General features: G+C 63.0%; 14 protein-coding genes. 5 read left to right on the forward strand and 9 right to left on the reverse strand.

The window, feature by feature from the left end; translation table 11 throughout:
• Window positions 1-4: 4 nt before the first annotated feature.
• From infA to mnmA, 3 genes are all read right to left on the reverse strand, one after another.
• Window positions 5-220: a translation initiation factor IF-1 gene (gene infA, locus Q7S96_00960; protein MDO8462831.1), complete on the reverse strand. Its 216-nt coding sequence runs from the start codon at window positions 218-220 to the stop codon at window positions 5-7.
• A gap of 253 nt (window positions 221-473) precedes the next feature.
• Window positions 474-2,321, reverse strand: coding sequence for an alanine--tRNA ligase (locus tag Q7S96_00965; GenBank protein ID MDO8462832.1), 1,848 nt, complete (start codon window positions 2,319-2,321; stop codon window positions 474-476).
• A gap of 94 nt (window positions 2,322-2,415) precedes the next feature.
• Window positions 2,416-3,456 (reverse strand): tRNA 2-thiouridine(34) synthase MnmA, encoded by a 1,041-nt coding sequence (gene mnmA / locus Q7S96_00970; GenBank protein ID MDO8462833.1) that lies wholly within the window; start codon window positions 3,454-3,456, stop codon window positions 2,416-2,418.
• A 26-nt stretch (window positions 3,457-3,482) separates the two neighbouring features.
• Between mnmA and rlmD the strand changes: the two genes are divergently transcribed.
• The 3 genes from rlmD (at window position 3,483) to Q7S96_00985 (ending at window position 6,046) form a co-directional block, all read left to right on the forward strand.
• Window positions 3,483-4,808: a 23S rRNA (uracil(1939)-C(5))-methyltransferase RlmD gene (gene rlmD, locus Q7S96_00975; GenBank protein ID MDO8462834.1), complete on the forward strand. Its 1,326-nt coding sequence runs from the start codon at window positions 3,483-3,485 to the stop codon at window positions 4,806-4,808.
• Window positions 4,809-4,829: 21 nt separating this feature from the next.
• Complete coding sequence (gene era, locus Q7S96_00980; GenBank protein MDO8462835.1) at window positions 4,830-5,678, forward strand: GTPase Era; 849 nt, start codon at window positions 4,830-4,832, stop codon at window positions 5,676-5,678.
• A 98-nt stretch (window positions 5,679-5,776) separates the two neighbouring features.
• Window positions 5,777-6,046, forward strand: a complete 270-nt coding sequence (locus tag Q7S96_00985; GenBank protein MDO8462836.1) for a hypothetical protein — start codon at window positions 5,777-5,779, stop codon at window positions 6,044-6,046.
• A gap of 204 nt (window positions 6,047-6,250) precedes the next feature.
• Here Q7S96_00985 and Q7S96_00990 read toward each other — a convergent pair whose 3' ends face one another.
• The 6 genes from Q7S96_00990 to Q7S96_01015 form a co-directional block, all read right to left on the reverse strand.
• Window positions 6,251-6,904, reverse strand: a complete 654-nt coding sequence (locus tag Q7S96_00990; GenBank protein ID MDO8462837.1) for an alpha/beta fold hydrolase — start codon at window positions 6,902-6,904, stop codon at window positions 6,251-6,253.
• Window positions 6,905-7,157: 253 nt separating this feature from the next.
• A complete protein-coding gene (locus Q7S96_00995; GenBank protein MDO8462838.1) occupies window positions 7,158-7,898 on the reverse strand; it encodes a slipin family protein in 741 nt (246 codons plus the stop codon).
• A gap of 256 nt (window positions 7,899-8,154) precedes the next feature.
• Window positions 8,155-8,886: a hypothetical protein gene (locus Q7S96_01000; protein MDO8462839.1), complete on the reverse strand. Its 732-nt coding sequence runs from the start codon at window positions 8,884-8,886 to the stop codon at window positions 8,155-8,157.
• On the reverse strand, window positions 8,883-9,446 hold the full coding sequence (locus Q7S96_01005) for an RNA polymerase sigma factor (protein ID MDO8462840.1): 564 nt from the start codon (window positions 9,444-9,446) through the stop codon (window positions 8,883-8,885). The genes Q7S96_01000 and Q7S96_01005 overlap by 4 nt, the downstream gene beginning before the upstream one ends.
• An 83-nt stretch (window positions 9,447-9,529) precedes the next feature.
• The gene (locus Q7S96_01010) at window positions 9,530-10,099 is read right to left on the reverse strand and encodes a prohibitin family protein (protein ID MDO8462841.1); all 570 of its coding nucleotides are present in this window, start codon (window positions 10,097-10,099) and stop codon (window positions 9,530-9,532) included.
• A gap of 1 nt (window position 10,100) precedes the next feature.
• Window positions 10,101-10,787, reverse strand: a complete 687-nt coding sequence (locus Q7S96_01015; protein ID MDO8462842.1) for a YidC/Oxa1 family membrane protein insertase — start codon at window positions 10,785-10,787, stop codon at window positions 10,101-10,103.
• Window positions 10,788-11,048: 261 nt separating this feature from the next.
• On the opposite strand from Q7S96_01015, the gene Q7S96_01020 reads away from it, so the two are divergent.
• On the forward strand, window positions 11,049-12,965 hold the full coding sequence (locus Q7S96_01020) for a helicase-related protein (protein ID MDO8462843.1): 1,917 nt from the start codon (window positions 11,049-11,051) through the stop codon (window positions 12,963-12,965).
• Window positions 12,966-13,070: 105 nt separating this feature from the next.
• Window positions 13,071-14,186 (forward strand): hypothetical protein, encoded by a 1,116-nt coding sequence (locus Q7S96_01025; GenBank protein MDO8462844.1) that lies wholly within the window; start codon window positions 13,071-13,073, stop codon window positions 14,184-14,186.
• The last annotated feature ends 132 nt before the right edge of the window (window positions 14,187-14,318 follow it).

Consider the following 14,318-nt stretch of genomic DNA (forward strand, 5'->3'; position numbering starts at 1 on the left):
ACCATCAGTACCGATAGATGATGCGCCCACGTCGCAGGTCATACGGCGTGAGCTCGACCCGTACCTTATCACCCGGGAGAAGACGGATGCGGTGCATACGCATGCGACCTGCAAGGTACCCGTTCACCTCATGTCCATTGTCTAGCTCAACACGGAACGTGGTCGAAGGGAGTAATTCCCGCACAATGCCGTCCACGGTGATGAAATCCTTGCTCGGCATCGGTACGGACTCCACCTGCGTTGCACCTTTCCGTCCGCGTCGTTTCTTCGGTGACGACGAGCGACCCCCGCCGGAGCGTCTCTGTGCCATAGGTACGACTCGTGAACCGCAATACCGTGAAGTACGTGAACATTCCACTGTGCTCAACGTACAGAAAAAAACTCGGATACCGCTATCCGTCGTTACCCACAGAATACGTGTCTGCGTTATACATGTCAACACTTCCAATATTTTGGCTCCACTGAGCACTTTCCTATGCTTCCACTCTACTACCGGCAACTTCCACATGCGGACCTCCTTGTGTCACCACTGCGCGGATTCTCCGCACTCCCCTACTCACTGCCTCCTCCTTCGTGATGGTGAATGTACCGATCATACTCGTACGCGCCACGTGTGGCCCTCCGCAAATCTCGCGAGAGTACGCGCCATCAGCACTGCCGATCGTGTAGACCTTTACACGTTCCCCGAGTGCCGCATACGTATCGTCGAAAAGACCGATTGCACCCCGCGTTCTCGCCTCATCTGCAGTGAGGAGCTCATAGGAAACCGGAAGGTCGTCTACAATCTGCTGCTGCACGAGCTGCTCCACCACGCGGAGGTCTTCCGGCCGCACCTTCTCCGGGTGTGTGAAATCAAAACGCATGCGCTCCGGCGTGATGTTTGATCCCCGCTGCTCGACGTGCGCACCGAGCACACGACGGAGTGCCTCATGGAGGAGGTGTGTCGCGGTGTGGTAGCGGATGGACTGATCCGAGTGATCCGCGAGCCCGCCGATGAAGCGTTGCCCCTGCGCACTACGCGAACGTTCGGCGTGTGCTTCCGCCGCCAGAGCAAACGCTGCGCGGTCGAGCGTGAGCGGCGGATCGTGCTCGGTCGCAACATCCACCATCACCTCGAACGGGAACCCGTACGATTCGTAGAGCGTGAACGCATCGGCACCGGAAATCTTCGTCTCCCCGGATGGGAGCGCATCCGCGATCCTCGCGAACTGCCGCTCACCACGCACGAGCACTTCCCGAAATCGCTCCTCCTCCTCGCGCAGCTCAAAGAGGATGCGACTCCGATGCTCCTCAAGCTCCGGGTAGGCCGCGCGATAGTGCGCGATGATCTCCTCGGCGACCCGCACGGTCCATGCGGGTGCCTCAATCCCGAGTCGCTTCCCGGAACGTACCGCCCGACGAATGAGCTTCCGTACGACGTACCCCTGATCCACGTTCGATGGTGCCACCCCGAACGGATCGCCCACGATGAAGGTGGCGGCGCGCAGGTGATCCGCAACGATGTACCGCGCCCGCTCGTCCTGTTGCGTCGCGAGCGCGTCAATGACGCGGAGGATCGGACGGAAGAGATCTGTCTCGTACACGTTCCGCTTTCCCTCGAGCACCGTGAGGATACGCTCGAGACCCATGCCGGTGTCCACGTTGCGACGCGCGAGCGGTTCGTAGGTGCCGTTCGGCGTGCGACTAAACTCCATGAAGACGTTGTTCCAAACCTCCACCCACCGCTTGTCCTCGGGGTCAAATCGTTCCGGTGCCGCGCCATCTCCGGTCCAGACGAAAATCTCCGTGTCCGGACCCTGCGGTCCCGGGTTCTTCCCTCCGGCGGGCCACCAGTTCTCCCCCTTATCGAGCTGCACGATGCGCTCCTCGGGAATACCAAGCGAACGCCAAACCGCTGCGGACTCCTCATCGCGCGGACAATCCGCGTCGCCTGCGAACACGCTCACCGCGATGCGCCGCGCATCAATACCAAACCACTCCGCACCGGTGAGGAGCTCAAAACTCCACCGAATGGCATCGGCCTTCCAGTAATCGCCGAGTGACCAGTTGCCGAGCATCTCAAAAAACGTGAGGTGCGTTGCATCACCCACTTCATCAATATCACCGGTGCGCACGCACTTCTGCACGTCCGCGAGTCGCGTCCCCGCCGGGTGCTCCTGCCCCATGAGGTACGGGACAAGCGGGTGCATGCCCGCGGTCGTGAAGAGCACCGAGGGATCATGCTCCGGGATGAGCGACGCAGACGCGAGGATAGCGTGCCCGCGTTCTCGGAAGAATCGGAGGTACGTCTGTCGGAGGCGATCAGCGGTCCATGGTTCCATACAGCTCCCAGCGTATGCCATGCGACGACGGTTTGCAACTATTCTTCGGCGCTCCCGCGCCAGCTTCGGAGGGATGGAGGCCTGAAGGCCTCCGCTACGCCATAATAACTGCGCCGCCAATGATGCGCGCACCGTCGTTGAAAACGATGGCCTGACCTGGTGCGACCGCAAGCTGTGGGCGGTCGAAATCCACGACGACGCGATGAGCGGTGGTGCGGATGGTGCACGGCTGCGGCTCCTGTCGGTGGCGGATGCGTGCGAACAACGCGCCATCTGCCGGTGGCATACCACCGATCCAGTTCGCGTGCGTCGCCGTGAGGACACGCGTGAAGCGCGCGGGGTCCTCCGGCGATGCGGTGACGGTGATTTCCTGGCGCACGGCATCACGCGCCACGACGTAGCGCGGAGCTGGCTGACCGCCAATGCGTACCCGCTGGCCGATCGTGTAGGCCTGCCCCATGGGGACGGTGCCGAGGTGACGACCATCGGTGGTGACGACTGCCGCGGGAATCGGCTGTTCGTGCGTGGCGAGATACCCTGAAAAATCCTGCGTGCCGAGGAAGCACACCCCTCGCGTAGACGGACGATCCCAGTTGGGGAGTCCGCGGAAGCGCGCCATCGCACGCACCTGTGGCTTCGCGTAGCACCCGATGGGGAACACCACCGTAGCGAGCTGTCGCGTCGTGCACTCCCAGAGGAAGTACGATTGATCCTTCTCGCCGTCCGCACCGCGGAGGAGCTCGATACGACCGCGCGCGGAGCGCCGGATGCGCGCATAGTGCCCCGTGGCCACCGCATCGGCACCGTGCTCTGCTGCGAGCGCGGAGAGCTCCGCGAACTTCACGCGCCGATTGCACGCTGCGTCAGGGTTGGGCGTCACCCCTTGCGTGTAGCCGCGACGCATGGGCGCGAGGACCTCGCGCTCGTAGAGCGCACTCACATCGCGTACGATGAAGGGGATGTCGAGCACTGCCGCGACGCGACGCGCGATCGCGATATCCTCCTTCGCCGGACACGTCGCACTCCCGTCGTCAAACTTCAGGTACGCGCCCACGACGGTACACCCGCGCTCGACGAGGAGCGCGGCCGCGACCGCAGAATCAACACCACCCGAGAGTCCGAGGATCACCCGCATACGCTATGCGTCATACTAAGACCTCCATGGACTGTACCATCAACGCCCTCGATCATCAAGGGCGTGGCGTGTGTCACCCGAACGGCAAGACGGTTGCCGTTCCGTTTACGCTCCCCGGCGATGTTGTGCGCGTTGCGCTGCGCGGCAAACAGAAGGGCGTCCACCGTGGTGCAATCGAGGAAATCATCACCCCGTCTCCGGATCGTGTGCAACCGCCATGCCCGTTCGCGGGACGATGTGGCGGTTGTCCGTGGCAGATGATGGACGGTGCGGCGCAGATCCGACACAAACGCGACCGCATCGCTGACGCGCTCCGCGACATTCCCCACCCGCCCATCCCCGACCCGATCCCCTCACCGGACCAGTGGTACTTCCGCAACCGCATGGACTACGCCGTCGGTGCCGATGGCTCGCTCGGGCTCCGCGAGCCCGGAAAGTGGTGGGAAGTCCTCAACCTCGAAACATGCCTCCTCATGTCCCAGCCGGCGGTCGCGTGTATGGATGCCTTCCGCGCGTGGATGCGCACGAACGCCATCGCACCGTGGAACACACGAACGCACGAGGGCTTTGCACGCGCCCTCGTGCTGCGCGAGGGCAAGCACACGGGCGAACGTATGGCCGTCGTCATCACCGCAGCGCCGCCGCAGTCCACAGCAGCGGGAACATTCCCGGGAAGCGATGCACTCGTGCGCGCACTCGCCCCACACTGCACCTCCGTACTCTGGGGCGTGCAGTCCCGCGTGGCTGATGTCTCGTTCGCCTCGCACTACGAGACGCTCCTCGGCAGTCCCGTGCTCCACGAGGAGCTCCACATCGCCGACGATCCCCCGCTCACGTACACCATCCCGCCCAACGCATTCTTCCAGACGAACACACGCGCGGCCGAGCAGCTCGTGGCGACCGTACGCGAGTACGCGGCACTCACACCAACCGAGACGCTCGTGGACCTCTGCTGCGGCGTCGGCACGTTTGCGATTGCGCTCGCGCGCGATGCCGGACGCGTCATCGGTGTCGAGCTTGAGGAGAGCGCGGTCGCCGTCGCACAGGAGAACGCCCACCGCAACGGAGTAGAGCACGCCGAGTTCCATCACCTCCCTGCGGAGCAGTGGTTGTTCCCCAATGCGACGGTGGACTGCCTCATCGTGGACCCACCGCGCAGCGGCCTGCACCCGAACACCCGCGCGAGCATCCTCGCGAATCCGCCACGTCGCATCGTGTACGTCTCGTGCAACCCCCACGCGCTCGCCGAGGATCTCCGCGTGCTCGGCGAACGGTACAAAATCGCGCGCATCCAGCCCATTGACCTCTTCCCGCACTCCCCGCACGTCGAGACAGTTGCCCTCTTGACCTGAGTATGCTATGGTGCACACAGTATGCGATCAGGTTTCGTCACCCTCGCCGGCCGATCGAACGTGGGGAAATCCACGCTCCTGAACGCGCTCTGCGGCACGAAAGCGGCAATCACCTCTCCGCTGCCACAGACAACGCGAACGCCGATCCGAGGTATCATCAACGACCCCCGTGGCCAGGCCGTCGTCATTGACGCGCCGGGGATTTTTGAGTCCGCCCATGGGCCGCTCACGCGCCAGGTAAACGCCGCAGCGCGCGATGCGCTCCATGGCGTGGACCTCATCCTCTACGTCGTGGACCCCACGCGCGATGTCGGCACTGAGGAGCATCGCATCGCCACGCTCATCCGCGCGACCGGTGTTCCGGTCGTACTCGTTGTCAACAAGGCGGACCTCCCGAGTCACAAACGGAAGTGGCGCCACCAGTACCTCGACATCATCCCGAACGTCGTCGGGGTCCACGATGTTTCCGCGGGCAAGAACCAGCACCTCACACCGCTCGTTGATGCGATCTTCGCGCACCTTCCCGAAGGCGAGGCGCACTACCCGACCACGCAGCGCGCGGATGTCCCCAAGGACTTCTGGATCGCGGAGATCATCCGCGAGAAGATCTTCCTCACGATGACCGATGAGATCCCCTACACGACCGCGGTACGCGTGGACGACATCGCGGAGCGCGAGAATGGGACGCTCGCGATCGCCGCGCGCATCCTCACGACAAACCCACGCTACCGAAAGATGCTCATCGGCAGCGGCGCAACGCGCATCAAGCAGATCGGCCAGATGGCTCGGAAGGACCTCGAGATCGCGCTCAGCCGCCCCATCTACCTCGAGCTCCATGTCCATGTGGACGAAAAATGGGTGCAACGGTGACGCGCCGGTTGACAACCCGCGAGAAGTTCCCTACAGTACGAATAGCATCGGGGCGTGGTGCGCCGATGGGAAACCGTTTTTGGAGGAATGGTTCATTGATGGCCAAAAAAGCAAGAAGAACGACCCGGACTGCTGCGGACTTCGTTGCGTACCTGCGGGAGCTGCAGCTCGACCGCAAACGCGCGTTCGCGAACGCGCTCGCCACGAGCAACGAACGCTTCGGTGTTCCGCTCGAGATCATCGCGGGAAGTGCGCACGTCGCGACCGATGCGGCCCGCTGGAAGCAAGGCAGGGCACTCCCGCAGAACGGCGACCGCGTCAAGATCATCACGCGCATCTGCGAGTACCTCGGCCACGCCGCCGCGTAGCAGCGCACGAACGCGCCCCGACACCTTGTGATCGGGGCGCGTTTTCATTGTGAACGCAATCATTCTATGCGGGGGAATCGCGTAGGGGCGGGTATTATACCCGCCCGTCCGAATGAGGGGGAACGCGGACGGGAGGGGATAAACCCCTCCCCTACCCTCCCATGCTGTCTCACACGAAGTCGGACACCGCGAGGGCGTGTCTTCTTACACCTGCGCCGCGATCCATGCGACGACATCCGGCAGGAGAGCTGCATCTCGGTTGAACATCTCCGTGCCGTGCGATGCATCGTCGAGCACGCGCACGGTAGCACGGTCGGCGAGTGTTTCGCCGAGTGCGGCGATGGTTTCCGTGGAGTAGGCATCGTTCGCGCCGCCCGCGACGAGGTACACGCGCTGGTGGGGCGCAACGGCACCCGCGAGGGCATCCGCGCTGATGCCATGGTAGATGTGCCCGGGAGACAGGAGTACGGCTGCGGGAATCGCGAGGTCGCCGGTGAGTGCGTCGAGTGCGAGGTTTGCGCCGATGGATGCGCCGACGACGACAAGGTGTTCCGAAGTCATGCCGCGCTCGTGCAGGAACGCAATCGCCGCACGGACATCTTCACGCTTCTCCTGCTGCTCGGCATTGGAGAACGAGGCGTACCCATCGGGCCCACCGGTGGATGCACCGTGGCCGCGCTGATCGAATGCGAGCGATGCGATGCCAACGCGCTGGAGCTCCGCCGCAAGCTCACGGTACGATTCCTTCGTTGCTGGCATCATGTGGAGGAGGAGTACCCACCCGCGCGGCGCATCCACGGAATACCAATCAGCGGCCAAGTGCTTCCCATCCGCAGTGGTGAGCGTGATGTGCTCCATAAGGAGAGAGCTCCAATCATGGGTCATGCGAGGAACCCCGGTATGACCGGGATTGCCGCGTCGCGGACTCCTCGCAATGACATGTTCCTGTCATTGCGAGGAGTGAGTCCGCGAGCGACGTGGCAATCCCGGCCATTGAGAGTAGTCGGCTTTCACCTTGTACTGATATGACCGGGATTGCCGCGTCGCGGACTCCTCGCAATGACAGGGGGGGGACGCGGACTCCTCGCAGTGACAGAGGCGCGTGACTCCCCTACCGCTTGCTGAGACCCTCGAACGCGCGGAGCACTTCGAGCGGGACTGCAAAGATGACGGTGTTCGACTGGTCGGACGAGATATCGTTGATTGACTGGAGCGTGCGGAGGTGGAGTGCACCAGGGGATGCGCTGAGTATCTCGGCGGCCTTTGCCATGTTCGCGGCTGAGGCCACCTCGCCCTCGGACTTGATGATGACGGCGCGCTTCTCGCGCTCGGCCTCGGCCTGCTTTCCGATCGTACGCTCCATGTCGCTCGGCAGCGAGACATCCTTGAGCTCGACGTTGCGCACCTTGAGGCCCCACGCGTCCGTTTCCTTGTCCACGATCGCGCGGATGCGCTCCGCGAGCTGCTCGCGGTTGGCGAGGAGCTCATCGAGTGTCACCTCGCCCACGATGTTGCGCATGGTCGTCTGCGCGAACTGCGAGATCGCAAAGCGGAAGTTCTCTACCTCGATGAACGCCTTGCGCGCATCGGACACGTTGTAGTAGATGACCGCGTTCACCGTCACGGAGACGTTATCGCGCGTGATGGCCTTCTGGTCGGGGACATCCACGGCCTTGATGCGGAGATCCACCTTCACCATCCGCTGGAAGACCGGCACGACGATCCGCCAACCAGGGTTTTTCACCGCGCTGAACCTTCCCATGGTGAAGAGCACGCCACGCTCGTACTCGTTGACCTGCTTGAGGGTCACGACGAGGAGGACAATGATGGCGATGATTGTCGGGATGGACATAGCGTTGATGGTGATAATTTCGTACCCCCAGCATAGCACAGGGATGCGATGCACGGGCAAAACACCACGCCAGCCGGTCGGGCTGGCGTGGTGTCTATGAGCGAGCGCTCGTTGCGGGAACTCGCGCTCCCCCGCCGCTCCACCGGTCACATGCCAAACCGGTGGTGGTCAATGCGACAGGGAACATCTCGCATCGAGGAAAGGTGGCCTTTCATGAGGTACTACAATCGATCTGCTCGCAATATTTCATTCGCCATCACGGTGTGAGAATCATGGTATCGGAAAAAATCGAACGCGCCAGAATTGGCCGAACACCGTAGGCGCGCACGATGCCGTTCTCGATCTCTCCAACGACGAATACCTGCGAGCCAATATGTATGGACATACCGAACGGCCACCGTGTTTCCGGGACCGTCCGCACGGTGATTGCGCCCGCAGTCGTCATGATCTCCAATGTGTCCGCGCTCGCGAAGGTGACGGTACCGCGATACGCACCGCGCACGTCCGTGCTGCCGCCGTGCTCGTAGAGCTCGCGCACGAGTGGCGCGGATCCCCGAGCCGTGCGGGCGCTCAGAATCGGGTGGAGTGGTGTCTGATCAAGTGCGAGCCCGAACGAACCCGAGAGTGCGAGAGCGGCGATGACTGCGACGACAATCGGTCGTCGGTACAGGAACGGGAGCAGTCGCGCCATCCGCGCGAGGATGAGAATGAGTACGGCCGACACGATGACGAGCCCCCACGGGAACGCGCGGAAAAACAGCACGAGCCCGTGTGTACCAAAACCCGGGAGGAGGAGCACGCCAGAGGTCCGAAGGGAGAAGATGCCAAAGCTGATGAGGTAAATTGCCAGGATGAACACGAACGCCGACACGAGCGCGAGGAGGATCGTGCCGAGGAGGATACGCGCCTTTGAGCGCATGTGGAGCTCTCCGCGTTCGATCTGCTCGAGCACGCGCGTAATGGGATCTCGGGGGCTTCCGTTCGTCATACGGATGGACGCTGTGCGAGGAGCTGTTGCTTCGCGCGGCGGAGTCGCACACCCACCGTCGCGACGGGGATGTGCATGATGTCTGCAATCTCGCGATACGAACGCTCCTCAAGGTAGTAGAGCACCACCGGCTCGCGGTACTTTGGATCGAGGACGCTGAGCGATCGCTCGACCATGCTCTGCAGCTCTCGCCTCTCCACGTAATCCGCCGGCGTCTCCTTCGCAACAGGGTGCGGAAAGAGCGTGTCCGGATCGAAGAACGGCAACGGCTCGCGCTTCTTGCGCTTGATCGTGTTGATGCACTCGTTATGCGCGATGCGGTAGAGCCACGTTGAGAACGACCGCGACGCGTCGAACGTATTGAGGTGCGTGTACGCCTTCACGAATACCTCCTGAACGACATCGTCGCCATCCTCGCTCCCGAGGAGGAAACGACGGACGTACCGCTGGAGTTTCGCCGCGTAGCGCTCCATGAGTGCACCGTACGCCTCCGCGTCACCGCCTCGCACCCGCACCACGAGCTCCTCATCGGTGGATCGTTCCTGTTCAACGGTCATCATACCTATCCTACTGCAACATCGCGTCGGTTCTTTCATGGCACCCCCGACGACCAACATCCGTGCTCGTCGCACGGATGTTTGCGTTATCGCTCTCCTCGACCGATCTCCGAGAGGAGGACGTTCTCCACGATGATGCCGCGTGGGAGGAAGATGCGCGAGAGCTCATCGCGCATGTCGAGCTCCACGGCATCGCGCTTCGTCGAAAGGATATCTTGCATCGTGTAGCGCGACGCGATCATCCGGAAGCGGCTCCGGATCGTCGGACGGATGATCTTCTCGACGAAATCCTCACCGATCGCCTGCCAGATGGTGGGAATCTGCTCCTGATCCAACCGGAGGAGCACCGTCCCCTCGATGGAGATCGTATCACCGTCGGTCGTTATCGCCTTCACCGACTGGTCGCCGAGCGCGGCGGATCGTTCAAGTGAGAACCCGTGCTGGATGGTGTACTCGAGCGTCTGCGTGTTGAAGAGCTTCGCGCGCTGCCAGAATGGAATCTTGAAGTGGAGCCCGGGCGTCAGGACCTTCTTGAGCACGCCACGACCGAGGTCGTAGACGCATGCGACGTACCCGGGTGGAACGTTCACAAAAAAACCCTTGAGGACGTCCTCCACGACGAACGTGTACATGAGCTTGTCAATGTGGTCGGCCATATTACGCATCCGCGGTCATACCCTGACGCAATCCAAAGATGACTGCGCTAAAGGCCATCGTCGTGAGGATGAAGAGCGACTTCACCATGGGGAGGTACGCGAGGAGTACCGCTGCGGCGATCGGGAAGAAGTAGCGGTAGAACACATCACGCCGCTCGAGCGCGTGTCGGCGCGGCGCCTGCGTGATCGCGATCTCTAGGAAGAGCATAGCACCAACACCCACCGCCCACCAGGTGTTGCGAAGCGCGACGTCAAACCCGAGGAACATCGTGTTGATGATATCCGGTCGCCGGACACCGTCATAGAGGTCTACGAGCTTCGCGGGATCAATGCCGCCGAGGAAGACCTGGTAGAGGACGAGGAGGACGAGCACCTGGACACCGAGCACGACGATCTTCGCCCACGGATTGATCTTGTGCTGCCGGAGGAGTTTCCGCGCCTCCACGCGCTGCTTGATCGGATCGTTCTTGAACTGACGCTTAATCTCCTCGATGGCGCGCGAGAGCGTTTCGAGCTTCCCGCGCTTGTGCTCCGCGAGCACGCTGAACGGCAGGAGCGCGAGGCGCATGATGACCGTGAGTTCGATGACTGCAATCGCGAGGTTCTCTCCCGCTGCGCGGTCATACAGAAAAAACAGCGCGTTGAGGAGCGGCTGGTAGAGTGCATCATGCCAGAGAGTTGCGAGCATAGACGTGCAGTAGTTCCATCGTACCTGATGGCTTGACAGTCGGGCAACTGCTGCGTACTCTGACACTGCACGGCTCTTTTGTCAACCGAGGGAGAGGCAAACCATTTTTTCCTAATGCTCCCTCTGCAGCTGGCGCGGGAGCGCCAAAGATTGGAGGCAATCGTGGTGAAACGACGGAACGACCGATACACCGGAGACCTCCTCGCGTGGGCTGCGACCCAGACGGAGGTGCCGCTATCATGGAGGCCGCCAGTCCTCCGCATGATTCATCCCGAAACCATCGAGGTCCGGCCGTATGTGGATATCGTCTTTCACGCATGGGAGCAACACCGACGCTTCGGCGTTGTCGCGGCGACCGCGAGCGGGAAAACGTACATGGCGTACCTCCTGGCCGACGATCCGCTCGCGAGCGGGCTCCGCGTGCTCATGACCGCGCCAACCTCGACGCTCTGTGAGCAACACGCGGCGCTCGCGCGACGGGTGTTCCGACTTGATGCCGAGGCGATCTGCCTCATCCCGGGTCGCCTATCGCCCAAGCGACGCGCGATACTCTGGGCGCAGGGACGCATCTCCATCGCAACGCCACAGACGCTCGCGAACGATATCGAGCGCGGGATCGTCCCACTCGACGACGTGGGCCTCGTCATCATTGACGAGTGCCACCACGCGGCAAAGACGCACGCGTCCATCGCGGTCGCACAGGCAATCGCCGCGCGCGACGGGCGACTCGTCGGCCTCACCGCGTCGCCGGGGAGCACCTACGAACGCATCGAGCGCGTGCGCGCAAACCTCCACCTCGCGGCGTGGATTGACATCGCGGACGAGGAGACGAGCGCGTTCCGACCGCCGGTGCGTCGCGAGGCGCACACGGTGCCGCTCCCGCCTGATGTACGATCCGTTGTGGACGGCATGGAGAATGTCCTCGAGCGTGTGACGGGTGTCCTCGCGCGTCATCGCATTCTCGAACGCGCGGAGCGCACGCCGTCGCTCAAATGCCTCAAGCATGCTGCGGGCCTCAAGGAGCTCCCGGGTGCTTGCCGCGATGCCGACGCGCAACGACGGCTCCGCGACCTCCAACCGTACCTCAGCGTCGCGTTTCAGCTCACCGCGATCCTCACGAGCATCGTCTCGGACGACTACCGCGTCGCGCTCGCGCGCATAAAACGCGCGTGCACGAAGCGATGGAAGCTCGGCAATGGCAAGCCCGGTGGCCTCACCCGCGCTGCGCGACGGCTACGCATCACGCCGGAAGTGGAGCGCGCGCGTGAGCTCCTCGCATCGCTCGCGGCCGCAGATGCGCTGCACCCGAAGCAGCAGGCGCTCCTCACCCTCATCGGCGAGGCACGTCGCAACGCACGCACGGTGCGCGGGCTCATCTACAACCGGTTTGCCGCAGGATGCCGGGAGCTCGTGGAGCTCCTCAACACGACGTTCGGCGCAAACACCGCCGTCGCGGTGCTCGGGCAGCAGTACATGCGTCCCGCAGATGCCATCGCGGCGCTCCAGATGCTCGCAGATGGTACGGTCTCGTTCGTCGTTGCCACCGATGTCATCCGCGAGGGCGTCCACATCCCCGCGGTGGATCTCCTCGTGCTCTACTCGCCGCCGCGGAACGCGATCGAGCTCATCCAGCTCGAGGGGCGGACGGGGAGGACCGCACCCGGGACCATCGTCGGCATCGTGGCGGATCACCCCGCGGACAGCCGGTACACGATCATCGCGCGCACCGCGGCCGCACGCATGCGGACGCTCCTCGAGCGGCGAGTGCACCGCGCCACCATTGGCGACGGCATCCACCGCTCACGGTTCTCCGGTGCACCGGAGAAACCCGCCGGCTCGTTCGTCCGCGACTTGAGCGCGGGGTTCGTGTTCGAGCGCTTCCGCGTTGAGGAGGCGCACGTCATCGCCAAGCCGAACGCACGACCCTACGCACGGTTCGTGCTCGCGGACCGTACGGGCCGCATCCCCTGCTTCCACTGGTGCCCGGACGGTCTCGCCGCAGCAGAACGCATCGTCAGCGACCTCACCGCCGGCACGATCGTCATTACCGCCGGCATCGCTGACGAGTACCGCGGAGACCTCCGCATCACCATCAACCCGCGCGAGGGTCAGCACCTCACGCGGTGCCCGGATGAAGACCTCACACCAAACGACTACATCGAAACGCTGCCCTTCTAAAACCCCGCTTTTGCGGGGTTTTCTTCGCTTCTCCTTGACAAAATCACAAAAATGCGCTATGGTGAGGAGACGCATTTCGCGTCCGAGAAAAAGGAGGGAGAAACGATGCGTAGGATCTTTTCCATCATCACCACCGTGCTGCTGTTCGCAGCAAGTTGTTCCGAGGATCGCGTCGAAGAGCGCGAGTTCGAGCATACCACGATCCATGCCGTGGTGGCTCCGACACCGACACCCGCCGCGCAGCCATGCACTGTCGAGACCGCGCTCGAGGCATTTCCGAGAGCGATGGATGGCATCACCGCGGCTCGCGACGAACGCGCACGCCGCTACGTGGAGGATGATGCGGCTATGGTGGCTGCCGGACGCGCAATCACGCCGCAACCGCGGATCAAAATGCCGACCACGCCACCGGTCGCGGCCACCATCGAGCATGTGGGGTATGACCTGAAGGCCGAGCAGTTCTCGGGCTCATGCGCACTCCGAGAGGATGTCGATACCCGACGGACACTCGGAACGACGACGCTCGATCTCACGGACAACTGGCCGGGTATCATCGCGCTCGTCGGCTCGACGTTCAACGCTGTCATCGCGCGAGAGACACGGGCCAGATGGAACACCATCGACGCCGATGCAAAAGGCATCTACGGGTTCGTCATCTTCACCGCTCGTCATCTCGAGCATGGGGCCGCCCGCGCGCTCGTCCATGCAACGCTCGGTGCGATAGACGCGGACAGCATGGTTGCAACGGCCTTCATCAGCTGGGCCATCCGCGAGTTCCAAGCAGCCACGACGGAAAATGCCAACCAGGTGCGCATTGACATCGAGGCCTACCTCAAGGCAGCCGAGGAGGCCAACATGATCCCGATCCACGCCGATCGGCTGATCGCGGAGACAGAAGAGGACAGCTGGGACAACGCGGGCACTCCGACCGGCATGCTCTATCGCCTCTGGCTTCCGGTGTTCCAGAGCGCGGGAACAGAAAAGGCGGACGCACGGCTCCTCCGCATCCGCTTCGTCCTCGTTCGAGCGTTGGCGGCCTATGACCCCATGAACGCACCCCTCCGGGCCGCAGTGCTCAGCACCGATGTACGAGCAGCTTCCAACGCGACGCTGAGCGAAAAGGAACGCACGTTCCTCCTCTCGCAACTCGCGATCATCCCCCCCTTCCAGGCCACAACCCCCGCACCTGCGGCGGTCGTTCCCGCCGGAGAGTGGCGGTAGATAGACCCCAGAGACCCCTCGGCAGATGCCGAGGGGTCTTGATCTTTCCATTTTCGTCATTTCGACCGACTGAGTCCGCAACTTTTTCCGTCATTTCGACCGACAGAGTCCGCGAGGGAGTGGAGAAATCTC

This window comes from bacterium (assembly GCA_030647005.1).
In the GTDB taxonomy this organism is placed as follows: Bacteria; Patescibacteriota; Patescibacteriia; order JACPHY01; family JACPHY01; genus JAUSKG01.